The 25,172-nt window shown below is 27.5% G+C and carries 23 protein-coding genes, 1 pseudogene and 1 riboswitch; of the genes and pseudogenes, 12 read left to right on the top strand and 12 right to left on the bottom strand.

Going from position 1 to position 25,172, the window contains the following annotated elements:
• Positions 1 to 1,525: 1,525 nt before the first annotated feature.
• Both BN346_RS22325 and BN346_RS09385 read left to right on the top strand, forming a co-directional pair.
• Positions 1,526 to 1,828 (top strand): annotated as a pseudogene (locus BN346_RS22325) (hypothetical protein); the annotation flags it as partial.
• A gap of 342 nt (positions 1,829 to 2,170) precedes the next feature.
• On the top strand, positions 2,171 to 3,319 hold the full coding sequence (locus BN346_RS09385) for a papain-like cysteine protease family protein (RefSeq protein WP_040328157.1): 1,149 nt from the start codon (positions 2,171 to 2,173) through the stop codon (positions 3,317 to 3,319).
• A gap of 262 nt (positions 3,320 to 3,581) precedes the next feature.
• On the opposite strand, the gene BN346_RS09380 is transcribed toward BN346_RS09385, so the two are convergent.
• Positions 3,582 to 4,118, bottom strand: a complete 537-nt coding sequence (locus BN346_RS09380) for a protease inhibitor I42 family protein (protein WP_040328156.1) — start codon at positions 4,116 to 4,118, stop codon at positions 3,582 to 3,584.
• A 345-nt stretch (positions 4,119 to 4,463) separates the two neighbouring features.
• On the opposite strand from BN346_RS09380, the gene BN346_RS09375 reads away from it, so the two are divergent.
• A complete protein-coding gene (locus tag BN346_RS09375; RefSeq protein ID WP_040328155.1) occupies positions 4,464 to 5,606 on the top strand; it encodes a papain-like cysteine protease family protein in 1,143 nt (380 codons plus the stop codon).
• 177 nt (positions 5,607 to 5,783) lie between these two features.
• Positions 5,784 to 6,401 carry a class I SAM-dependent methyltransferase gene (locus tag BN346_RS09370; RefSeq protein WP_040328154.1) on the top strand — a complete coding sequence of 206 codons (618 nt, stop codon included), beginning with the start codon at positions 5,784 to 5,786 and terminating at the stop codon, positions 6,399 to 6,401.
• A 9-nt stretch (positions 6,402 to 6,410) separates the two neighbouring features.
• Here the strand turns inward: BN346_RS09370 and BN346_RS09365 are convergent, their stop codons facing one another.
• Complete coding sequence (locus tag BN346_RS09365; protein WP_040328152.1) at positions 6,411 to 7,526, bottom strand: DnaD domain protein; 1,116 nt, start codon at positions 7,524 to 7,526, stop codon at positions 6,411 to 6,413.
• 314 nt (positions 7,527 to 7,840) lie between these two features.
• On the opposite strand from BN346_RS09365, the gene BN346_RS09360 reads away from it, so the two are divergent.
• Together BN346_RS09360 and BN346_RS09355 are read left to right on the top strand one after the other, a co-directional pair.
• A complete protein-coding gene (locus tag BN346_RS09360) occupies positions 7,841 to 8,062 on the top strand; it encodes a DUF1659 domain-containing protein (RefSeq protein WP_040328148.1) in 222 nt (73 codons plus the stop codon).
• A gap of 210 nt (positions 8,063 to 8,272) precedes the next feature.
• Positions 8,273 to 8,491, top strand: coding sequence for a DUF2922 domain-containing protein (locus tag BN346_RS09355; RefSeq protein ID WP_040328147.1), 219 nt, complete (start codon positions 8,273 to 8,275; stop codon positions 8,489 to 8,491).
• Between the two features lie 136 nt (positions 8,492 to 8,627).
• Here the strand turns inward: BN346_RS09355 and BN346_RS20520 are convergent, their stop codons facing one another.
• Complete coding sequence (locus tag BN346_RS20520; RefSeq protein WP_051540238.1) at positions 8,628 to 9,932, bottom strand: helix-turn-helix domain-containing protein; 1,305 nt, start codon at positions 9,930 to 9,932, stop codon at positions 8,628 to 8,630.
• A 294-nt stretch (positions 9,933 to 10,226) separates the two neighbouring features.
• Here BN346_RS20520 and BN346_RS09345 point away from each other — a divergent pair, with 294 nt between their 5' ends.
• From BN346_RS09345 to BN346_RS09320, 6 genes are all read left to right on the top strand, one after another.
• A complete protein-coding gene (locus BN346_RS09345) occupies positions 10,227 to 11,519 on the top strand; it encodes an MFS transporter (protein ID WP_040328146.1) in 1,293 nt (430 codons plus the stop codon).
• A 228-nt stretch (positions 11,520 to 11,747) separates the two neighbouring features.
• Positions 11,748 to 13,088, top strand: coding sequence for a [Fe-Fe] hydrogenase large subunit C-terminal domain-containing protein (locus BN346_RS09340; protein WP_101541694.1), 1,341 nt, complete (start codon positions 11,748 to 11,750; stop codon positions 13,086 to 13,088).
• Between the two features lie 180 nt (positions 13,089 to 13,268).
• Complete coding sequence (locus BN346_RS09335; protein ID WP_040328145.1) at positions 13,269 to 13,925, top strand: HAD family hydrolase; 657 nt, start codon at positions 13,269 to 13,271, stop codon at positions 13,923 to 13,925.
• 360 nt (positions 13,926 to 14,285) lie between these two features.
• Positions 14,286 to 14,741, top strand: coding sequence for an SH3 domain-containing protein (locus tag BN346_RS09330; RefSeq protein ID WP_040328144.1), 456 nt, complete (start codon positions 14,286 to 14,288; stop codon positions 14,739 to 14,741).
• 176 nt (positions 14,742 to 14,917) lie between these two features.
• Positions 14,918 to 15,820 (top strand): acetamidase/formamidase family protein, encoded by a 903-nt coding sequence (locus BN346_RS09325; RefSeq protein ID WP_040328143.1) that lies wholly within the window; start codon positions 14,918 to 14,920, stop codon positions 15,818 to 15,820.
• Between the two features lie 62 nt (positions 15,821 to 15,882).
• The gene (locus BN346_RS09320) at positions 15,883 to 16,257 is read left to right on the top strand and encodes a hypothetical protein (RefSeq protein ID WP_040328142.1); all 375 of its coding nucleotides are present in this window, start codon (positions 15,883 to 15,885) and stop codon (positions 16,255 to 16,257) included.
• A gap of 64 nt (positions 16,258 to 16,321) precedes the next feature.
• On the opposite strand, the gene BN346_RS09315 is transcribed toward BN346_RS09320, so the two are convergent.
• The 9 genes from BN346_RS09315 to BN346_RS09275 form a co-directional block, all read right to left on the bottom strand.
• Complete coding sequence (locus tag BN346_RS09315; RefSeq protein WP_040328141.1) at positions 16,322 to 17,017, bottom strand: flavodoxin family protein; 696 nt, start codon at positions 17,015 to 17,017, stop codon at positions 16,322 to 16,324.
• A gap of 28 nt (positions 17,018 to 17,045) precedes the next feature.
• Entirely contained in the window at positions 17,046 to 17,348 is a 303-nt protein-coding gene (locus tag BN346_RS09310) for a hypothetical protein (protein WP_040328139.1), read from the bottom strand.
• Positions 17,349 to 17,901: 553 nt separating this feature from the next.
• Positions 17,902 to 18,720, bottom strand: coding sequence for an alpha/beta fold hydrolase (locus tag BN346_RS09305; RefSeq protein WP_040328137.1), 819 nt, complete (start codon positions 18,718 to 18,720; stop codon positions 17,902 to 17,904).
• A gap of 121 nt (positions 18,721 to 18,841) precedes the next feature.
• A complete protein-coding gene (locus BN346_RS09300) occupies positions 18,842 to 19,711 on the bottom strand; it encodes a class I SAM-dependent methyltransferase (RefSeq protein WP_040328135.1) in 870 nt (289 codons plus the stop codon).
• Positions 19,712 to 19,731: 20 nt separating this feature from the next.
• Entirely contained in the window at positions 19,732 to 20,502 is a 771-nt protein-coding gene (locus tag BN346_RS09295; protein ID WP_040328133.1) for an ABC transporter ATP-binding protein, read from the bottom strand.
• Entirely contained in the window at positions 20,495 to 21,442 is a 948-nt protein-coding gene (locus tag BN346_RS09290) for an ABC transporter ATP-binding protein (protein ID WP_040328131.1), read from the bottom strand. The genes BN346_RS09295 and BN346_RS09290 overlap by 8 nt, the downstream gene beginning before the upstream one ends.
• A gap of 1 nt (position 21,443) precedes the next feature.
• Positions 21,444 to 22,277 carry an ABC transporter permease gene (locus BN346_RS09285; RefSeq protein ID WP_040328130.1) on the bottom strand — a complete coding sequence of 278 codons (834 nt, stop codon included), beginning with the start codon at positions 22,275 to 22,277 and terminating at the stop codon, positions 21,444 to 21,446.
• Positions 22,277 to 23,227 (bottom strand): ABC transporter permease, encoded by a 951-nt coding sequence (locus tag BN346_RS09280; protein WP_040328129.1) that lies wholly within the window; start codon positions 23,225 to 23,227, stop codon positions 22,277 to 22,279. Before BN346_RS09280 ends, BN346_RS09285 begins: the two co-directional genes overlap by 1 nt.
• 65 nt (positions 23,228 to 23,292) lie before the next feature.
• On the bottom strand, positions 23,293 to 24,867 hold the full coding sequence (locus BN346_RS09275; RefSeq protein WP_040328128.1) for an ABC transporter substrate-binding protein: 1,575 nt from the start codon (positions 24,865 to 24,867) through the stop codon (positions 23,293 to 23,295).
• A 117-nt stretch (positions 24,868 to 24,984) separates the two neighbouring features.
• Positions 24,985 to 25,153, bottom strand: a riboswitch (cobalamin riboswitch).
• Between the last annotated feature and the right edge of the window lie 19 nt (positions 25,154 to 25,172).

The following is a 25,172-nucleotide window of genomic DNA, read 5'->3' as shown; positions in this document are numbered from 1 at the left end:
ACAATTATTAATTGATAATATTATCTTTGAATTTTATTATTAGTTTTCTTTTTGGAACCAGTTAACAATTGAAAATTGACAATTGACAGTTATGGTTAATATTACTCATTTCATTCCTAATATTTAGAATAGATACGTTTTTATATTGTTTTCAACTAATTTGCTGTGCAAATTTAATAAAAAATCATTCTTTAAAATTGGAAATCCAATTTTTACATTAACTTTCAATTTTCCATTTTCAATTAAATTAATTAGAATTCTCAACTGAAACATGAATAACGGTTTAAATAATTCCTGTTTCATTTACTAACATTATTATCATTTAATATTTGAATAACTTAAAGTTTCAACTTGTTTCCCCATACTATATAGTATATTTACATATGAAAAATAAGAACACTATATCCAAGCTTGAAAATGAAATTACTATTATATAAATTGAGAATTTATATAAAAATTAATAATTAGCAATGAAGGATAAAACTTAGTTTTATAAAATATCCAAAGAAACAGTTATATTTAATTTTGAGGGTACAATTTATTGATGTTTTTGTATTTGAAACAAAGTAAGAAGTAAAAGTGAAAGATGATGTCAGACATTATTAACTTTGTTCCTAATATCTAAATATACAAACACCTAAAAATTACGTTTTTATATTGTTTCAACTAATTTGCTATGCAGATTTAATAAAAAATCATTCTTTAAAATTGGAAATCCAATTTTTACATTCACTGTCCACTGTCAATTTTTTTAAATATAGATTAGAACTTAGAGTTAAAATTCTCAACTAAGGTATGAATAATATAAAGTTTTAAAATGTATTTCTATAGACATTTGTGAAGAATAAGAACAAAAAATGTATAAACAATAAAATTTTATTTTAAGGAAACTGAGGATGCAAGAATTTGTTTCTTTTTTAATATAATAAATTATAAAAAATATTATATTTGGAGGAAATATATATACGTTAAAAAGCTTTCTATGTTTATGATTATTTTGTTTTCAATCTTTCTAATAGTAACTACAAGTGCTTATGAAATAAATAGTGGTAATAGTGATTTTAAAATTATTTCTGAAAGTATATCAGGTGATTTAAAGGATTAAAGAACTCCCAAAACATATACAAAATGTTATGGTGGAATATAAACAGTATGGACTTGAAGGGTATTATATACAAAATTTCAAGTTAGCAGAACCTTTTAGTGTTTATAAAGAATGATTGGCAAAGGTATGCTATTTTCCAGTTACAAGTAATAATAAAATAATACTAAATCTGTATTATTAGAAAAAATTTATACAGAAACTAATAAAGACAAAGGTAAAAAAGCTCATTTTAATAATTATGATTTAGAAAACAATATAAATAAGTCTGAAGAATCAGTTATAAATTCAAAAGAAATAACAATTCCATTAAATGAATATGCTGAAATTAATGTTAATAATTATGCACCATAATAACAAAAAGCTGACAATTTACCAGTATAAATAACTTTACAAGGGTCGCATTCATGATGTTGGGTAGCAACATGTGTAAGTATAATAAATTATGAAAAAGGTATAAATTTAGATGCAGTTACAATAGTTAAATATATATTCGGATCAGAAGTTGAAAAGGGTGGAACTTGGAAAGATATCCTAAAAACATACAATGCATGGGGACTTTATACAAGTGTAACTAATACAATACCATATAATCAAGTAAAAACTACTATAGATGGTGGACATCCAATACATTTAGGAATGTATTCTTATCAAGCAGGTGAACACGCAATGACATTAGAGGATGATATACTGAAAATAGTGATGGAACTAAATCATATAGTTTAATAGAATCAAATATGAGATGTTATGTATCTGTAAGTGAATAAAATGATATTAGAAATGGTTCCTATATACTAAGTGGATACAAATTCTATTGGGAATCTAATTGTATAGGATTCTAAAATAAAAAATAGCACTATAGTGAAATATCATCATAGTGCCTTATTTTTATAAGTAAAATTTAAAAACAAATTTATTGAAAATAAAAAATAATTTCAAAGTTTTATGCATAAATAATAACAAAATATGTATAAATAATTAAATTTTGATTTTAGACCTTAAATAACGAAACTATAAGTTTCTAATTAATATAATAAAATATAAATATTTATTATATTAGGAGGAATTATGAAAAAAAGGATTAGAAAAATTGCATTGTTTATGTTTGTGTTGTTTTCAATATTTATTGTAACAACAACTAGTAGCTATGCATTAACTACTAAATCTAATAATGACTTTAAAATTGTTTCTGAAAATATACCAGGTGGGTTAAAGGAATATGCCATAAAAGAACTTCCCAAACATATTCAAAATATACAAATGGAAGCTGAACAATATGGATTTAAAGGATATGATGTGCAAAACTTTAAATTAGCAGAACCTTTTAGTGTTTATTCAGAAGAAAATGGAAGTGTGTATTATTTTCCAGTTACAAATAATAGTAAAATAATAGCACTTTTAGGCGTAAGTAAAACTTCAGGAGAAGGATACACATCAACATTCGAAAAAGGATTTGCAGATAAGTTACAAACTATGGTGGAGAATGAACACTCTGCATTTAGAATAGTAAATGACAATAATGAATTAAGAGCAGTAAATAATATTAAATCTGTGTTATTAGCAAAAACTTATACAGAAGCTAATAAAGGTCAAAGTAAAAAAGCTCATTTTAACAATTATAATTTAGAGAGCAATGTAAATAAGGCTCAAGAGTCAGTTATAAATTCAAAAGAAATCACAACACCATTAAATGAATACACTACAAGCAATTCTAATAATTATGAGCAATTAACACAAGATTCAAATAGCTTGCAAATAAAGATAGTTTTACAAGGATCACATCCATGGTGTTGGGCAGCAACTTGTGCAGGTATAATAAATTATGAAAAGGGTACCAATTTAGATGCTGCAGAGGTAGTTAGATATGTATATGGTTCAGAAGTTGAAGAAGGTGGAAACTGGAATCATATGAAAAAAGCATATAATAATTGGGGACTTTATCCAAATCAAACTGATCCAATAGCATATGATCAAGTAAAAACTACTATAGATGGTGGACATCCAATACATCTAGGAATGATGTCATATGGCGCTGGTGGACATTCAATGACATTAAGAGGATACACTGAAAATAGCGATGGAACTAAATCATATAGTTTAATAGATCCAAACAAAGACTATTTTGTATCAGTAAGCGCAAAAAGTGATAGTAGTAATGTCTATTATATATTAAACGGATATAGATTTTATTGGTATTCTAGTAGATTAGGATTCTAAAATAAAAAGTAACAAACTATGGTTTATTAAAATCCATAGTTTGTTATTTTTTTATTAATATAATAATTTTTAATTATTATGCAAGTGGAGGATTTTCTGTTGACATAGAAAATGCTGAAGATTTACAATTTCTTTTTGATGGATCATCAAGTTTAAGAACTAAGTAAGAGTTTTTAATAACAAATCAATTTTAGAATTGTATTCTAATGCATTGTGAAAATTTATATGGTTTGAGTATAATATATATTTTTCTAATAAATTGCTATTTTGATTGTATATTCATATTTAAAGTGTTATATACTTCTTTAGTTTCAGTAGCAATGTATTCAAAACTAATAGTTTCTTCACCTACATTTGTTATTTGAAATTCAAAGTTGTTTCTACGTGGCGATGATCCTTCAGCTTTAGAGTTTAAATTGCTGTATTTAGGAAATGTAAAAAATGAATTTTTATAATTTAAATTTTTTAGGTTAGATTCATTGGAGAGTTTCCAGTCAGCTAGAATTGTGGCATTTGAATATAGGGATATATATATGGTGCTATTTTTAGGAACGGATATTGTAGGATTTTTATCAGCACTTACATTCTTATTCATAACAAGTTTATTAATCTTTGAAGTGCATGAGTCCTTAACCATAACATAAACATATTCTTCTCCAATTTTAAAGTTTAAATCATAGGTGAATTTTGTAAGCAAAGATTTAGAAGAACCTATATTAAGTTTTGTAGTTGAGAAGGATTGAATAATAAAAATAATTACAAGTATCATTGCAATGCCGATTGTAACTTTAATTTTCAAATTGTAACACCTCCTTATACTATATAGTATATTTACATATGTAAAATAAGAACACTATATCCAAGCTTGAAAATGAAATTACTATTATTTTAATTGAGAATTTATATAAAAATTAATAATTATCAATTGTCAATTTTAAAAATATAGATTAGAACTTAGAGTTAAAATTCTCAACTGAAATATAAACAACATAAAGTTTCAAATTATATGCCTATAGACATTTATGAAGAATAAGAACAAAAAATGTATAAATAATAAAATTTTGTTTTAAGGAAACTAAGTAAGAAAGAATTTGTTTCTTTTTTAATATAATAAATTATAAAAAATATTATATTTGGAGGGAATATGTATAAAAAAATTAAAAAGCTTTCTTTGTTTATGGTTATTTTGTTTTCAATGTTTCTAATATTAACTACAAGTGGTTATGCAATAAATAGCGGTAATAGTGATTTTAAGATTATTTCTGAAAGTATATCAGCTGATTTAAAGGATTATGCTATTAAAGAACTCCCAAAACATATACAGAATGTTATGGTGGAACCTAAGCAGTATGGATTTGAAGGGTATGATATACAAAATTTTAAGTTAGCAGAACCTTTTAGTGTTTATAAAGAAGATTTGGCAAAGGTATGCTATTTTCCAGTTACAAGTGATAATAAAATAGTTGCAGTTTTAGGTGTAAGTGAGAATTCAGAAAAGGGATATACATCAACATTCGAAAAAGGATTTGCAAGTAAATTACAAGCTATGGTAGAGAATGAACACTCTGAATTTAGGATAGTAAATAACAATAATGAATTAAGAGCAGTAAGCCCTACTAAATCTATAGTATTAGCTAAGACTTATACAGACACTAACGCAAACCAAGAAAATAAATCTAAATTTAATATAAATGGATTAACAAAAAATATAGATGCATCAGATGAAAAAATTATAAATTCAAATAAAATAGTAACTCCATTAAATGAGTATAATAAGATTAATGATAATAGTTATAAAGCAACATCAAAAACCTCAAATAGTTTACCAATAAATATAGTTTTACAAGGGGAGCATCCTTGGTGTTGGGCAGCAACTTGTGCAAGTATAATTAATTATGAAAAAGGCACACATTTAGAGGCAGCAGAGTTAGTTAAGTTTGCATATGGTGAAGAAATTGAAAAAGGCGGAAGCTGGAAACAAATGAAAATGGTATATAATAATTGGGGGCTTTACCCAAGACAAACAGTTACAGTGCCTTATGAAGAAGTTAAATCTATAATAGATGGAGGTCATCCTATTCACTTAGGAATGTTATCTAATAACGGAGCACATTCAATGACATTAAGAGGATACAATGAAAATAGTGATGGAAGTAAATCATATAGTTTGATAGATCCAAATAAAGATTATTATGTGTCAGTAAATGCTGAAACTAGAAGTAATCAAGTTTGTTATATACTAAATGGTGATTCATATTATTGGAGTTTTAGTAGATTAGATTTCTAGAATAGATAGAGTTTCAATTTAAAATGTTAGCTTAAGGCCCTATGGTTGTTATAAATACAGTGATAATGTATAATTGGAATGAAATTTAACTTTAAATTATAAATAATTAGGCATGCTCAAGAATTTATGTATATATATAATAGTTTATTGAGTATGCCTTAGTATAGGAGACGGATTATGGAACATTATTTTAGTAAAAATTCAAGCACTAAAGATGAAATTAAACTAATAGAATATTACATAGTTGATAGAACTTTTAAATTCTACACAAACAATGGCGTTTTTTCTAAAAGCAAAATAGATTTTGGATCTATGGTGCTAATTCAAACAGTTATAGATGATGTTAAAAACTTTAAAGATAGTGATATAGAAATATTAGATGTTGGTTGTGGTTATGGACCTATTGGAATTTCACTAGCTACATATTTAGAGTCATCTAAAGTTACAATGGTGGATGTAAATGATAGAGCATTAGAATTATGCAAGAAAAATACTGAAGCTAACAATGTTAGTGACAGAACTACTGTATTTATGTCAGATACATTTGACAATGTAGAAAAAAACTATGATGTTGTAGTTACAAATCCACCAATTCGTGCAGGTAAGGATGTAGTTCATTCAATTTATGAAGGAGCTTATGAGCACCTAAATAAAGATGGAATTATCTACGTTGTAATTCAAAAGAAACAAGGTGCTAAAAGCTCACAAGAAAAACTAGAAAAATTATTTGGTAATTGTGAAGTTATAAAGAAAAAAGATGGCTACCAAATATTAAGATCTATAAAAGAAAATTAAGTTATGAAATTAAAGATTATTCCAGCCTAGTAAGTCCCATTCTAATTCTTTAAAATCATATTTTCTTTGCTCAAAGTTATTAAAGCTATCTTTGCTTTTAGTAGGTGTTTGAGTACTAGTGTCAGTAGGAACTTGAGTTTTTACTGGCTTTTTATTTTTGTTTTCCCAGTTTTTAAGTATGCCTTCCACATATGAAAGTTTAGGTGAGTTTTGTCTTACAGCTTCAGTCATTGCTTTTTTCAAAGACTCTATTCCATGTTTATTAACTAGTGTGTTGATAAGATTAATTGCAGTATTATTCAAAGTACCTAAACCACATTCAGTATAGTAATTATAAACATCCAAGTTATCAGGATTAAAATCATTATCTAAACTATTATTATTACTACAGTTGTTATTATTATTAATTCTATTTATAGAATTAATATAATTAGACTTAGATATATTATTAAATAACATTTTAATGTTATTTAATATATTATATATATATTTAGTTAAGGAGTTATCTCCAATGACTTTGGATATAAGTTCACTAGCTAACGGATTTTCTTTAGATTCACAGTTATATAAATCCGTGAAGTCGGGTTGAGATTTTATATATTCAGAAAAAATTCCATTATGCTCGGAAGCTAAATTAAAATTAGGATTTTGTACATTAAGAGCAGTATTATCTGAATTAGAGTCTATATTTCTTACATTTTTACTTGTAACTTTTTTAGATTTTTTGGAATTGTCCACAGTGTAAGAATTTCTATCCACATTAGTCGTAAATTTATCTTTGTTTTGTGGATAATTATTTGAAACATTTAATATCTTTTCGAAGTTTTCCCCAAAAGTATAAAAAGAGTAAGTACCACCACTTTTAACAGTGGTATGTTTTAATACTTTAGATACACAAAGCTTCTTTAATTTTCTATATAAAGTATCCTTTTTGATGTTAAGAATAGGGAAAGTGTCTATAACTTTTTCGTAATCAATCCAATAATATTTTTCTTTGTTTATAACTTTAGAAAAAAGAGTAAGATTATCAACACCAGTTTTTATATAATTTAAGATAAGTAAATCATCTAAAGAAACGCCTAATTTTTTTGATTCTAATTGATTAAAATTTGAAATTGAAAACATAAATAAAACCCCCTCAAATTAACTTTTAATATTACTTTCAATCTCTATATAGTGAAAAAAACGAAAAAACAACAATTGAAAAGTCACCTTTAACAGAATGTTTACATATAAAGCTTAAATATTAAGAATAAACACCATTTTTATTAAAAAATTCATATTTGAAATAGAATGTTAATTTAAAAGAAGTTCTAATGCGTTTAGTGTTTTTTAGAAGAGCAAATGGGTAAAAATCCGATGATATTAAAATTTTAAAAAATTGTTTTGTTGTTTTTTGTGATTTTCACCTATATATAGAGTGAAAGGGGATGATGATAATGGCAGTAAAAAATTTTAGAAAAAGCAGTGCCATAAGTGTATTTTATAAAGTTGGAGAGGATGAGAATGGAAAAGACATTGTTAAATCTCAAAAATTTTCAAAGATCAAAAAGGATGCACCTGATGAAGCACTATACGAAATAGGAAGTGCAATGACAAGCTTACTAGAGGGAGAAATTCAAAAGATAGTAAAAGAAGACAAAGGCGAACTAGTAGGTTAGGCATATGAGGAAAAGTAAAAAATTACTTTTCCGCTTAAAAAAATTATTTTTAGAGTTATTTAAAATAAATATAAATGTTACTGTAAAGTTTATTTTAAATAAATCTTTAGAAATAATTATAACTATAAATAAAAAATGATTTTAATAATACTTTAAAAGGTAACTATTAAAATCAGATATATTAAAAATAAAAATGAGGGGGAATTTCAAATGGCAAAACAATTAGTATTAACTTTTATAAATCAGGGTGGAACAAAGAGCAGAATTACTATAAAAAATGTAAAGGATAATTTAGTGGAAGATGACATATTAAAATTTATGAATTTAGTAGTGGATAAAAATGTGTTTGAAACATCTAAGGGTGAGCTGGTTAAGGTGGATTCAGCAGAATTAGTTGAGACAAGCAAAACAAAATATGAATTAAATTAATTAATAAAAATAGGGATGTTTAAATAGGAAACATCCCTATTTTTTATTAAACACTATTCACTATTACTTTTTACTTGGGTCCAAATATAAAAATAGCAATAACCTATAAGATTAATAGTATCATTTGAGAAAACTATTATTTTGAATTTAAGCTTGGAGCCCTATAGTGTGGTAAAGTAATATTAGGATTCATAACATTATAGTTGCTATTTTCATGTATATTTTTATATTTAATATATGAGTTATAATATTCTATATTGTTATAAGCTACAAATAAATCTTTATATAATAGAGATAAATCTAAAAATTTATTGTTATCTTTTAAGAATTTATAGCATTTTTTAAAATGTTTATAACCAATATCAGTATTGTTTAACATAAAATTAGTTCGACTTAAGATAAAATAGTAGTCCATTTTAGAATTTAATTTCAATTTATTTACATTTATAGTGCGAGTTTTATACAATATTTCACTTAATTTATTATTATTATATAAAAGTGCTAGGTCAAGTACTTTATATGACTCTTCAAATTCACAACCTTTAAATTTTATGAACAATTCACTCAAAGTTTCAATAAATTTATCATATTGATAGGCATATAAATAACAGTTTAGCAGAATTATATAGCATTCCTGTTCAGCATCAAAGTTACCAATATAATTAAAAAAGAATATGCATTTAAGCATTGAGTCAATGGCTTTTTGATAATTTTTAATTGAAAAGTAAGCATTGTTTAAGATTAAGTGCATGTTTGGAAGTACACTAAAAGAATTAATTTTTATATTTTTACTTAAAAAATCCTCGATGAAATATATAGTTTTCTCATAATCATTTATATTCAAATAATATACACCTAAATTATTGTAAGCAATAAAGTAAATTTCACAGTTTAACTTATTATAGTAATTTAAATAAGCTAATATTTTTTCCAAATAATGTTTGTTTAAATCTTCTCCTAAAGATTTTATTTTTAATATTCTTAAGGAATTTAAAGAATAACATAGATTTTCTACATTAATAAAACGTAATTCACTTGATAAATCTTTAAAGAGTTTTTCACAACAATCTAAGTATTTTAGTGCATCATTAAATAAAGCAAGCTTATAGTAACTCATACCAATGTAATAATAAGTTACAAAATCAAAGGGAGTAAAACGTTCAATTATATCAAGATACTTTTTATTTTCATATAAGTCACTTATAAGATTAATGTTATAAGTTTTAGTAGGGAATTTTGTTATAGCATCAGCTTCAGATATTAAATAAGATACATCTATGTTAAGTGCTTTAGCTATATGCTGAAGTTGAAGTATAGAAGGCGTGTATTTATTACTTTCTATTTTACTAATAGTACTTCTACTTAATATATCACAGCTTAACTCAAGTTGAGTAAGGCCCACTTTTTTTCTAAAAAACTTTATTTTATCACCTAAATTCATTATAAAGTCCCCCTGAAATAGAATGAATGTTCTGAAAAAGAACATTTTAGTAAATTATAATAAGTTATATAAAAAACAATAGAATAATCGGTAAAAGAAAATATATATTGTAAAAATGAATAAGGAAACAATTACAAATATTTTACCATTAATGAAATTATATGTAAAATTATAAGTGTAACTAAATTGAATATGAATGATTATATAGAAAAGGCTTATAAGCTAAGGAAATGATATGAAACTGTAATTAAATTTGAAAGTGAAAAAATCTGTTTAATAATTGTGGAGGGGAATATGGTAAGTAGTGTTTTAAAGAAAAAAGATTTTTTATTGTTAATGCAGGGGAAGTTTGTATCGTTAATTGGAAGTGAGATGCAAGCTACAGCATTATCATTATATGTATTAGCCAAGACTGGATCGGCAACTAAATTTGCATCAGTTTTAGCCGTAACAGTTATACCTAAAATTATATTAGGACCAATAGCAGGCGTTTTTGCAGATTGGTTTGATAGAAAAAAGATAGTTGTAGGATTAGATTTTTTAAATGGATTAATTATAGCTTTATATGCTTGTATATTTCATATTAATGGTGGAATATCAATGCCATATATATATGTACTTACGGTATCACTTGCAATTATTGAACTACTATTTCAACCAGCAGTAGGAACAATTATACCGTCAATTGTAGAAAAAGAAGAACTTGTAGCAGCAAATGGAATAAATTCAACCATAATGAATATAGGATTATTGCTTTCACCATGTATAGGAGCAATATTATATGGCATAAAGGGTTTAGGATTAGTATTTATTATAAATGCAATAAGTTTTACATTATCAGCAATAAGTGAGATGTTTATTAATGTACCTAAGTTAAATAAAAGACCAGAGAAAATTAATTTCAAAGTATTTAAGCAGGATTTTTTGGCTGGACTTAACTTTGTAAAAGAGAGAAAAGTAATAAAAGCTATAATTAAGTTAGGTATAATTTTAAATTTTGCATTTAATTCTTTTATAAGTATTGGAGTTTTGTATATTAGTAAACAGATTTTAAAAGTATCTGATTATCAATATGGAATTATGCAATCAGTTTTAGTTGTAGGAATGTTTATAGCACCAGTTCTTTGTGCATATTTATGTAAGAAAATGAAAATCGGGAAATTAATGTTTATAGCTACTATATCTATGGGAATAAGTGTATTTTTAGTTTCGCTATGTGCATCAAAAGATATTATTAATATTATAGGAAATAAATCAATTATATTTATTATTTTAACTGTATTATGTATATGTGTTGTAGCATTAGGTTCAGCTACTAGCATGGCACTAGGTATATCTGTTCAACAACAAGTGTCAGTACAATACTTAGGAAGAGTTTCAACAGTAATGAATGCATTATTAATGGCTGCTTCACCACTTGGAAGTATGTTTTTTGGTATGCTTTATGATAAAATTCCAGCAAGTATTGTGGTAATAATTTCTTCTAGTATAGTAATACTTGCATCAATTTTACTAAGAAGAAGTTTATGCTTAGGGGATGAGGAAGCAAATATTTCATCTCAAGAAGGAACCGTATATGAGAATTAGGATAAAATAATTTTAATTTATAGATTAGATAAAAGGGATTATTTAACTTAATGAATAGTCTCTTTTTTTATGGATATATGTTCTTTAATGTGTAAGTTATGCATATTTTAATTTATATTAGGGTAAAGTATTCATAAATAATAGAAGTATATTGTATTTTAAAAATATGGTGAAATTAAGTTTCATTTAAATAAATTTTGTGATTTGAAGAGTTAGGATGTGATTTTATTGAATAAGAATTATAATGATATGTTTAAAGAATTGGTTGTTGCATATAAAAATGGAGTGTTTGAAAGTAAAATAGAGGAAATATTGTCTAAAGAAACTGGAGATAAAAATGTTTTATGTAAAAACATATCTAGTTTGTGTGGAGTTGAGTTAGGGTATAGTGAAGATTATCCTAAAAGATTAAAAGAAGCTATTAAAAACTGTGAGAACAATGAAAAAATAGTAACTAAGATAACAGAGGATTGTAGTGGATGTAGTGAGCATAATGCACGATGTGAAGCATCTTGTCCTTTTGATGCAATAAAACTTAATAAAGAAGAAACAGGAAGATATATAGATGCTGAAGCATGCACTGATTGCGGTTTATGTGTAGAGGCATGTAAAGGTGGAACTATAGTTGACAAAGTTGAGTTTTTGCCATTGTTTGAACTTATAAATAGTGGAGATGTAGTTATAGCAGCAGTTGCACCAGCTATTGCAAATCAATTTAATGATGCAAATTTAGACCAAATGAGAACAGCTTTTAAAAAGGTTGGTTTTACAGATATGATTGAAGTTGCATTTTTTGCAGATATGTTAACTTTAAAGGAAGCTGTAGAATTTGATGCAATGGTAAAAGATAAGGATGATTTTATGATAACATCATGTTGTTGTCCTATGTGGGTTGCTATGATTAAAAAAGTTTATGGCGATTTAATAAAACATGTATCACCATCAGTATCTCCAATGATAGCAGCAGGAAGAGTTTTAAAAGCATTAAATCCTAAGGTAAAAGTAGTTTTCGTAGGACCATGTATAGCTAAGAAATCAGAAGCTAAAGAACCAGATTTAAAAGGTGATATAGATTATGTATTAACATTTGCAGAAGTTCAAGAAATCTTTGATGCATTAAATATAAATCCAGCTGAATTAGAAGAAACAAAAACATTAGAATATGCATCTAAAGGGGGAAGACTTTACGCAAGAACTGGTGGAGTTTCAATGGCAATAACAGAAGCTATTGAAATGTTATTCCCTAATAAATATGAAAATTTAACAGCAATACAAGCTGATGGAGTTAAAGATTGTAAAGTACTACTTAATAAAGTTATAAATGGTGAAGTAGATGGTAACTTTATTGAAGGAATGGGCTGTAAAGGTGGCTGTGTAGGCGGTCCTAAGGCTATACTTCCTATGGAAGAAGGAACTAAGAAAGTAAATGAATGTGCTGATGACGCTGAATTTAAAGTTGCAACGCAAAGTGAAAAAATGCAAGAAATATTAGCTGAGTTAGATATAAAAAGATTAAAAGACTTCTTAAATCATGATAAAACAAACATATTCCATAGAAGCTTTAAATAAAAAAAATAGGTCATTAATTTTTATTAATGGCCTATTATTTTGTGTCAAATTGGAAAATATATTCTATAATGTATAACAAATAATCTTTTATAAGTTAGGATAATTTGTTATACTGATAAATAAAGTTTAAAAGAATTTTAAATATATTTATATAAATTAGGATAAAAGAGGTGACGAGATATGTTAGAGAACATTAAAGCAGCAATATTTGATATGGATGGAACAATTGTCGACTCTATGTGGGTATGGGATGAAATAGATGAAAACTATTTAGGTAAGCATAATATAGAAATACCTGAAACTTTAAAGGATAGTATAGCACATCTAAGCTATAATGAAGTTGCAGCATATTTTAAGAATACATTTAATTTACCATACACTGTTGATGAAATAAAAGAACATTGGAATGAAATGGCTTATGAGGAATATTCTAAAAACATAAAATTAAAGCCAGGAGTTAGAACTTTCTTTGAGTTACTAAGAAGAAATAATATAAAGATAGCATTAGCAACTAGTAATAGTACAAGCTTATTAGAAGCATGTTTAAAAGGAAATGATATATATGAATACTTCGATGTAATAACAACTACAAATGAAGTTAATAGGGGTAAGGATTTTCCAGATGTATATCTTTTAACAGCTGAAAAATTAGGGGTAGCTCCTGAGAATTGCATGGTTTTTGAAGACATACTTCCAGCAGTTAAAGGTGCCAAAGCAGCTAACATGAAAGTTGTTGGTGTACATGATGAGTACTCAACAAAAGATCATGAAGCAATGAAGGAATTAGCAGATATATTCATAAATGAATATGATGAATTAAATAAAAAAATTTCATAGAAATTAGATGATTAGAGGAGGAACTTAGTGTTCTTCCTTTATTTTTTTACTTAGATTAAGTTTATGATTTGAGGTAAGTGAAAACTAAGTAAAATTTAAAACTGACAATTGTCAGGGCAGTGCTAGATATTAGGAACAGAGTGAGTAATATCAACCATCACTTTTCACTCTTCACTTTTACTTCTTACTTGGTTTCAAATATAAAAACAGGAATAAACTATAATGTTGTTAGTATCATTTGATAAAAAGATTACTTTAAATTTGAGCTTGGAAACCTATAAATGAAATGAAGGTGTAATTAATTAAAAAAAAGTACATATAAATATTAAGAGAAGTAATAGCTAATCCTGGGAGGAGAGAATGAGCGGGTTTCTTATATTAATTTTATTTTTTAGTTGTTGCGGGTTAGGTGGGTATAGTTATAATTTAATGTTAAAAGCTAATAAAGAGAATACTAAGTGTAGAGTTTTAAGTAAGAGAAATAGTGAACTTCAGCAGAAGTTAAAGTTATTTGAACAGATGAGTGAAAATAATATAACTGTGTCATATTTGCCTTTAGAGGTTGAATATGGTGAGGTTATAAGCAGTACATCTATGCATGTTGGACCAGTGACAACATTACCAACGCTAAGAAACGTATTAAAGGGAACTAGAGTTGAAGTGGTGGATTGCTGTGAAGCATATGGAATCATATGGTATGAAGTAAAGTTAATTTTAGCAGGTGAATATAAGAATTTAAAAGGGTTTGTTATGAAAAATCAAATAAAACCACTAAATACAATATCTAAAAATATAGAAGTTTCAAAGATAAACTAGTTTTGGCTAGTTTATTTTTTTATTAAGTTATAAAATTGAGACTGAAGCATCAGATGAGAAGACAAATGTACTTTAAAATCAGTGAGTATATAGTATAATATAGAAAATAAAATTAGATTTATTTTAGGTTTCAACTTCTAAAAATTAAAATTTTAAAATAAGAAGGGGCGAATAATATGATTAATATTGATAGAAAAAATGTTATTTATAATTTTTCTAAAGAAAATAAATCAATTAAAAATATAGAATCAGGTGACGTAATAAAAGTACAAACTTTTGATTGTTTTAAAAATCAACTATTAGATGATTCTAAAGCATTAGAGGAAATTGATATGAGTTTAACTAATCCAGCAACAGGACCAATTTATGTTAATAATGCTGAAGTAAATGACGTTTTAAAAGTAGAAATATTAGATATCAAAGTTGGTGAAGTTGGAGTAATAGGTGCAATAGCAAATGAAGGGTGCCTTGGAGATAAATTTACAGAATCTAAAATAAAAAGAATTAAAGTGAAAAACAATATAGCTTATTTTAATGAAAAGTTAAGTTTTGAAATTGATCCTATGATAGGTGTAATAGGGGTTGCACCAAGTAATGACGTAGTGCCAACGGTAACACCAGGAAGTCATGGAGGAAACATGGATTGTACAAAAATAAAGAAGGGTGCTACATTATATTTTCCAGTTCAAGTTGAAGGGGGACTTTTGGCTTTAGGTGACTTACATGCTTTAATGGGTGATGGTGAAATATCAATGTGTGGATTAGAAATTGAAGGAGAAGTTACATTAAAAGTTACAGTTATAAAAAATAAGTCAATAGAAGGCCCAATGATAGAAGTTGACGATAAACTTATAGTTGTTGCATCTAGTAAAACTGTTGAAGAAGCTTGGAAGAAAGCTACAGTGGATATGCATAATTTCTTAGTGAAAGAGTTAAAAATGGATGTATATGATGCAGGAATGCTTTTATCGATGGTAGGAAATTTAGTTATTTGCCAGGTAGTAAATCCATTAAAAACAGTTAGGATGGAATTACCTTTAAGTTGTTTGAGAAAATACAATTATAAAATTTGTGATTAGGAACACTAAATGTAACTTTTTTACATATAATAAAATGACTTCATTTATGGAGGAATAGTTATATGGAAAAAGAAGATATACTTATAGAACTTGCAAATCTTGAGAAGATTGGAGCTACATTATTAGTTATTGGATATTCTTTATTTGTAGTTGGAGCAAACATAGATGTAACAGAAATCTTAGAAATAGATGAAGATGGACCTAAAGCTACAACTGTTACGTTAAATGGTGCAGAAATAGTTTTAATTGGATATGTAGTTTTATGGATAGTAGCTGAAAAGAGGTTTATAATTTCACAAGAAACCAATAATGAAACTATATATCCATACAAAAAATTGGCATATTCATATATACTAAGCATTTTGGCTAATTCACTAAGAGTTCAAGCACTTGGAGAAATAGATGTTCTTAGTGCTTCAGGAATAGTTTTTGCTTAAAATATATTAGTATAAAAATAATAAGCATTTTAAAGTGCTTATTATTTTTATAATATAAAACATATTACCAAGGTCTAGTTTTATAGAGCCAGCCTTTATTTTCCCAATATTCAACGTCTGGTTTGTTGACACCAAACTTTTTGTGAAAAAAACGCATTCCATAAAAAAGCGTTTTTACTTTTAAACATGGTTTTATATGAGAGCTATTATTTTTAATTTTAGTTGATAATTTATCTACAGTATTTTTAATTTCTGTTTTCTTTTTATCAGAAACATGATTCCAACTTCCAGCAGCAACATTAACACCATAAGTATGAGTTTTAGCAACGCCCCAATAAATCATGCTATCTTTAAGGTCTTTCATTGTAGATTTAGTACCACCACCAGCAGCTGTAGAAATAATTAATGCTTGCTTTTTAAACATTTTTTCATTAGGTTTATGAACCATCCATTGAAATGCAAAGTGGTCTAAGAATGTTTTCATTTGACCTGTTACATGATAAACATAAACAGGAGAAGCAAAAATAAGTATATCCGCATTAAGCATAGCATCTAAAATAGGCTTAACATATTTATAGTCTGGACAGTTACTAGATTCATTAAAACACATAAAGCAACCACGACAGAAATTAGGCATAGAAGTAGGAAGAAAGAATTCAGTTACATCTTCTTTAGCATCAGATAATTTAGATATAAATAATTGAGCAATATTATATGTACTGCCTTTTCTTTCAGTTCCATAAATAACGGCGATTTTCATTTAAATACCCCCAAAAAATATTTTTAATCTAAAATACATAAGTTAAATTTTGTGGCTCATAGTATGAAAGACCATGTTTTTTAGCTAAGCTTTGAATTAAATCATTTAGATATTCTGCATCCTCTAAATTGCATCCAACAATGACAAATCCTTTTCCTTTATCAGCAGTTATTTTAAAGTTTTTTGACGTTAAATCATTATAAAAGTCATCAATAAATTCAATATCACCGACTAAAGAATCATTGCCTTCACAAAGCATATCATATAAAATTTGAGCTCCCATTGCATTTGAAACTTTATCACTATTAAAAACGGCACAATACCAATCCATAAAATATCTCCTTTAAAATTAGCTTTTATATAGGGTTCCAAGTTCAAATTTAAAATAATAGATTTATCAAATCACAGTACTAACCTTATAGTTTATTACTATTATCATGCTTGGAACCAATTAACAATTAACAGTTAACGATTAACAATGATGGTTAATATTACTCACTTCGTTCTTAATATTTATGAATAGAATTCCATAAAAACTATGTTTTTATATTGTTTTCAAACTAATTTGCTTAGCAAATTATCATAAAGATTCATTCAAATAAACTGAGACTTCAGTTTTATCCTTCATTGTTAATTGTTCATCGTTAATTGTTAATTTTTGCACAATACTTTAAATTTCTCTTTCTCAACTGAAACATGAATAACTTAAAGTTTAACATTGTATTCCTATATATTAATTTATATTTTATCACATATTCATTAATGTTTATAAAGTACTATAGAAGTAATTAATTTACAAAAAAACAAAAATAGAAATAAAGTATTTTTTATTTCTATTTTAAAATGAAGCATCACATCATAACAAAAATTAAAATGTTTTTAATTTAGTGTTTATTAATAAAACATAATACTTCTTTATTAAATTTGTTCAGTTCATCATAGAATAATGCATGGCCGCTATTTTCAAATTTTATAAGTTTTACATTTGGAATTAGTTTTTTTTGTTGCTCAGCTAAAGGAAACAAGCATACTTTATCATGAATTCCATGTAAAATTAACGTTGGAGCTTTAATTTTCTTCATATCATCAAATAATTGTTCTTCATCTAGCCAAGCTTTTGCAATAGCGGCGGTAGACCAGCCTGCAGCTTGAAATCCTAATTGAAGAAACCAATCTGAAAATGGTTGGCTAACTTTTTTATAGAAAAATATCTTTCCAAAATTATTTAACATTTTGGGTCTATCAGCATATGTTTCTTTAATTATTTCTTCAACTACTTCTCTTTTTAATCCATATGGAAAGTAAGAACGTCTAATTAAACTTGGTGCTGCAGCTGCACAAAGAATAAGTTTATTAACTCCAAATTCTTTATGTCTAGCCATATATCTTATAGCAATTGCACCACCTGTAGAATGGCCAATTAAGGTAAAGTCCTTAAGTTTTAGTGCATCCACAACACACTTAACATCATCACTTAATGTATCATAATCATATCCATCAATAGGTTTATCTGATTCGCCAAATCCTCTTTGATCAATTCCAATACAACGACAATCATGACAAGATAAGTAATTAAATTGATACTCGAATAATTTGTGGCTTCCAGGCCAACCATGAAGAAAAACTATAGTGTTACTTCCTGTTGGATTAAGGTCTTCTACGTATAAGTCTACATTTGAGTTTGATTCAATGTAATATCCCATATAAATAACTCCAATCAAAATATTCATTAATATTGTATTCTATGATAATTGAATATGTGAATTTGAGTAATATTAAAACAATAAAGACTAAAATCTTAGGTATGAAAATGAGCTCGCATTTTTATATTTCTTGAGGTTCCCAGTATACTAGAGAGCCCCTAAATTTATAGGTATATTCATATTTATTATCAGAGTTTAATTTAAAATATTTTTTTAAAACCTGATTTATTGAATCATAATGTTTTTTTAGAACAGTTTCCTTATCTATTAATCTGGTAGTTTCATTTTTTATAACATCATCCCAAGTGTCATAAATAATTTTCTTTTCGAGAGGAATTATTTTTATATTTGCATCAATGCCCATTTGATATAGAATATTGGCAAAGTGGATATAATCTTTTTTATTATGAGTAAGTTCTAGATTAAGACTAGTTTCCATTTCTTTATAATAGTCAGTTACAATGCCCATTCCCATACCTACCATACATAGTTTATTAGAAAGAGTATTCATTTTCTTAAAGACATCTTTTAAATTTCTCATTCTATAAAAACAACTATAACCAAATATAAAATCATAATTTTTATCTTCGCTAAAATCTTCAAATTTAGAAAACACAGTACTTATATTAGATTTATTGTTTTCCTTGGCAATTTTGTTTATAAAGTTAAGTATGTCATTAGAAATATCAACACATGTGATATTAGAGCATATAGAAGCTAAGTCTAGTGTGTAGTTTCCCCATCCTGGCCCAATTTCTAAAATCGTGTTAATAGAATAATTGGAAAGGATATTTCTTATTTCATTCATTACTATTTTTGCAGATGCATCTTGATTGTAGCCATGTTTTTTATTGATAAAGTTTTTCCAAAAATCCCTTTCTACATTGTCATCTTTCATACGTTGAGAGTATGTGCCGTCTTCTTGTTTTAATAATTCTCCCCAGTATTCATTAAAATCAATTGGTAAGTATCTTTCATTTAAATAAGTCATTTAACATCCCCACTTTCTTTTTAATCCCACATTTCAAAGGAGTTCAATAATTTCTTTGTATAATCTTCTTTAGGGTTATTTAGTAAAGCTTCAGTAGAACCTTGCTCTACAATACAACCTTCATGCATTATGATTAATTCATCTGTAAACCATTTGTGAAGGTCAATATCATGAGAAATATAAATATAAGTAAGACCAAGTGAAGCTTTAAGGTCTTTAAGTAAATTCATAATATGTGCTTGTACAGAAACATCAAGCATTGATGTTGGTTCATCTAATATAAGAACTTTAGGATTTAAAGTTAAAGCTCTACATATAACTAATCTTTGAGCTTCACCACCACTTATTTGATGAGGATAATGATTTAATAATCCCTTGGATAAACCAACCATATCTAAAAGTTCATGTATTCTTTTAATTCTCTCTTCTTTTGAGTTAAGAATGCTATGGATAATCATAGGATCTATTAAGTTATCTAAAACTGTTTTTGAAGGATTCATAGAACCTTCAGGGTTTTGAAAAATGATTTGTACATCCTTATGATATTGTTTCATTTCTTGTTTTGTTAAATTATATATATTTTTATCATTATAAAGAATTTCACCACTATCAGGAGGCAAAATGCCTAAAATCATTTTTGATATAGTAGTTTTACCACAACCACTGTTGCCAGCAAGACCAAGAGTACTTCCTTTTGCTATATTAAATGATATGCCATTTGCAGCTTTTATAGTATGTTTAACGATAATTCCACTTTCAAAACTTTTATTAATAGATTTTAATTTAAGCATAGTTAAAGCACCTTACCTTTCTTTTTTCGCTAACCGAAAAGTTTTCCATTTTTTTATTCAAACAATTTGAGTTAGCATTTGGACAGCGATTAAAAAAGGCACATGCAGAAGACTTATCATCTATATTTTTAGAACCATATGGAACAGGTTTCATTCCATTTTGAGGTAATGCATTTAAAAGACCTTTTGTATAAGGATGCAAAGGTGATTCAAACACATTTTTACATGGACCTTGCTCGATTATTTCTCCAGAATACATTACTCTTATTTCATCACACAAATGAAAGGCAAGCATTAAGTCATGTGTAATAACAATCATTCCACAATTATTTTCAGAGTAAATTTTCTTTAGAACTCTGTAAACTTGATTTCTCATTATGGCATCTAATCCTTTAGTTGGTTCATCTGCTATTATCCAATTGGGTTTGCAAGCAAGGCCTAAAGCTGAAACAATACGTTGGTTCATTCCACCACTCATTTGAAATGAATATTTTTGTCCAATTGAAGATGAATCATGAAACCCAAATTGCTTTAATAAATCATTAACTTCATTATTGGCATCTTTCTTGTTCATTAACTTATGAATTAAAAGAGGTTCCTTAAGTTGATTTCTAATTTTCATCATTGGATTAAGAGATGCATTGGGATTTTGGGGAATAAGTCCAATTTCTTTACCACATATTTTTTGCATTTTTTTAGGTCCTAATTTAAATAAATTAAAATCCTTATAAGTACATGTACCATTAATAAGGGCATTTTCAGGGAGAAGCTGCAAAATAGCCATTCCCATTACAGATTTTCCGCTTCCGCTTTCGCCAATTATTCCAGTTATTTTATTTGCCGTAAATGTAGTTGTAAGATTTTTAACGGCTTTTACAGAGCCAAAGGGTGTTACAAATTTTACATTTAAATTTTCTATTTTAATATTATTTTTATCCATTTTAAAACTCCTTTATTGAGTCATTTTTTACATCCATATAGTCACGAAGAGCATCACCTAAAAGATTAACTGCAAGTGAAAATATGATTATGCAAATGCCTGGTGCAATTAATAGATGGGGAGTTGTTCGAAAATATTTTTGTGCTTCACTTATCATAGCACCCCAATCAGGAGTAGGTGGCTGAATACCAAGACCTAGGTAACTAAGACCAGAAACTGATAGTACAACTCTACCTATACGTGTTGTAAATAAAATTAGGCAGTTGCTTAAAATATTAGGTATAATTCCTTTTATAATAATTCTAAGATGACTAGCACCAAAGCACTTCATTCCTTCAATGTATGTTTCTTGTTTTGTACGCATAACTTCAGCACGAACAAATCTCGAAAAACCAACCCATGAGGTGATAACTAAAGAGAATACAAGACTTTTATTATCAGCACCTAGAATACCTACAAGTGCAATCATAAGTGTCATACCTGGAAGCCCCTGAAATATATTAGAAATTATAGTGATTATGCTATCTAAAATTCCCCCAAAATATCCAGAAGCTAGTCCAATTATTAGCCCAAGGCTCATAGAAAGAGAGGTAGCAGCGGCAGCAATTAAAATGGATGAACGACCACCATAAATTACTCTACTTAAAATATCACGACCTAAATTGTCAGTACCCAAAAGGTGAGCACTATTAGGGGTTTGAAGTTTTTGAGACATTACAACTTCGTTAGGATTATAGGGTGCAATATAAGGTGCAAAAACATTTATTAGAACAATAAGTATGAGAATACTGCTATATGAAGCAATTCTTATTTTGACTTTTCCTTTATAATTCATTAATTGTTCACTCCATTCAATCTAATTTTAGGGTTAATAAAAATATATATAATATCAATTGTTAAAGTTATTACAACGTAAATGATACCAGTATATAAAACGTAACCTTGAACTATAGGGTAATCTCGACTACTAATACCTCTTAATACATAACTTCCCATTCCTTGAAGTGAAAAAATTGATTCAACAATGGTTGCACCACCTAAAATTCCACCAAAGTAATTACCTATAAGAGTTACAATAGGTACAAGAGAGTTAATGAATGCATGTTTGAATGTAGCAAGTTTTTGAGATAAACCTTTAGATTTAGCAACAACAATATATTGTTCACCTAGTTCTTTAATTAGTGTAGAACGAGTTACCCTAGAAGTCATTGCAATAGTAGAACTAGCAAGGACAAAGGCTGGCATAATCATGTGTTTAATTCCACCATTTCCACTTGTAGGCAGTAAATGTAGTTTTTCGCAAAATATAATAATCATTATTATTGCAAGCCAAAAGCCTGGGATTGATAAAAATAATACAGAAATCAACCTGAGCAATTTATCTGTAAATGTATCTTTAAATATAGCCATTAAAAGACCAATGCCAATGCCTAGGAATATAGTCATAATTAAAGCTAATATAGATATCTTTAGTGTTATTGGAATTCGTGTTTTAAATTCTTCAGATATACTTTTTTTAGTGAAATAGGAAGTGCCTAAATCACCTTTAACTGCATTTTTAACCCAATGTCCATATTGTTTAAAGATGTTATCATTAAGGCCCATATTTTCGCGCATTTCAGCTAGTTGCTCAACGCTAGGAACTTCTATGCCTATGGAAATTAGTGCTTCTTCAGCAGGGTCGCCAGGTGATATATGACCAAGAAGAAAAGCAAAAAAAGTAATGCCTAATAGCACAGGGATTAAAGTTAAAAGTCGTTTTGATATATATTTAAATAAATCCATAAATACCTCTCTTAAAAAAATACCCCAAAAGTCATAAGACCTTCAGGGATATTTGTTTTTTTATTTTATTCAGCCCACTCAACTTGAGTGTATCCAGTTAAACCGTATGGAGTAGCTTTGTAACCTTTAACTTTTGAGCTACAAGCAACTACTTCTTGAGAATACATTACTGGAATGTTTGGAAAATCTTTTGCTGATATATCTTGTAATTCATCATAAATGGATTTTCTTTTGTCCATATTTAATTCATTACTAGCATTTTCTATAAGTTCATCAACATGTTCATTTTTATAGCCTAAACCATATCCAATATTTGAACCACCTTTGCTATACATATATCCTTTAAAAAGACCAAATGGGTCTGCACTTGGAAGTCCTTGAATTTTTAAACACATATCATAACTTCCGGATTTCATCATTTCTTTGCATTTACCCCATTCAAATACTGTTATATTTGAGTTTATTCCCACTTCTGATAAAAGAGATTGGATATAAACAGCTTCTTCTTCGTAAGGATAACGGTTGCAATCTCCAGTTGGTAAAATAAATTCAAGATTAACTTCTTTATCACCAATTACTTCTTTGATTAGTTTTTTACCTTTTTCAGCATTATGCACAGCATCTATTTTCTTGTAGAAAGGTGATGTGTAATTTAAGAATGCACCAGCAGGTAGTCCGTATCCATTGTAAAATTCATTTATAATTTCTTCTCTATCTAATAAAAGGCTTAATCCTTCTCTCATTTTTATGTCATTGAAAGGAAATTTGTTTCCGTTAACATTTAAAAAGTGAGTGATACCAGAATCACCAACACTTACAGTGAAGTCTTTATTCTTTTCAAGTTCTGCAGCAAGTGATGGAGTTATAGCTCCTAAGTCACATAATCCGTGAACCTCACCTGATAATAATGCAGAGTATCTATTATTTGCATCACTTATAACACGGAATTTTAATTTTTGAAGAGTTGGGGCATCACCATGATAATTTTCATTTTTTTCAATTACACAGTATTCTCCTACAACATTTTCAACTAGTTTATAAGGACCTGTTCCAATAGCCATTTCTTTGAAATTTCCATCTTCAGCAAAGCAAGATGGTTCAAAAATACTACTTCCGAAGTTAGCCATTGTATATGTAAGCATAGGATTTGCCTTTGAGAATGTAAGTTTTACTGTGTTTTCATCAACAGCTACAACATCCTTAAGACCTGGATAAGTAGTTTCTATGTTCATTCCATAAAAAGATGATGGAAATGGACCTTTTTTATAACGATCAAAGTTCTTAACAACAATGTCAGAGTTAAAAGGTGTTCCATTTGAAAATTTAACATCTTTCTTTAATTTAAATGTCCATTCAGTACGAGCATCATTGCTTTCCCATGATTCAGCTAATGCTGGGGCTGGGTTACCGTCTTCATCTTTTGTAACAAGTGGTTCCCATACACCTAAATTAATAGTGCAATAATGTGCATCTTTTTCACCAGGTGCTTGATCTCTTGAAGCTGCAAAAATCATCTCTCGTGTTTGATCGATGTTAGAAGCTTCAGCTTTGTTTGATTTCGGCGAGCATCCTATAAAAGTGAATAGGGCAAACATCACCGTCAGAATAATAGAAAGTCGTTTAGTAGTTGCTTTTTTCATATTCTCTCTCCCTTAATATAATTTTAAAAATAAAAACAGCTGAGGGAATTCCACAGCTGTTTTATACGTATAGTAAAACAGAAATTTGTCGTACTAAGTATCCCCCATCGAGATAATAGTATATACAATACACGGAAGGTTTTCTGACTTAGAATCAACCGAACTATAATCACTATAGTAATAAGGTATTATCATCACAGTAGCGTGGGCTGTTGCAGAATTACACTGCATTCCCTTTAAAGAAAATATATTTCGACATATCTTCTCATATGTCTTATAAATTCAACAAAATAATAACATTTAAA

Origin of the sequence: Clostridium ihumii AP5 (genome assembly GCF_000612845.1) — a bacterium.
Taxonomy (GTDB): domain Bacteria; phylum Bacillota; class Clostridia; order Clostridiales; family Clostridiaceae; genus Clostridium_J; species Clostridium_J ihumii.
Note: the sequence above shows the minus strand (reverse complement) of the source record. Positions and strands in the feature narration are given on the sequence as shown.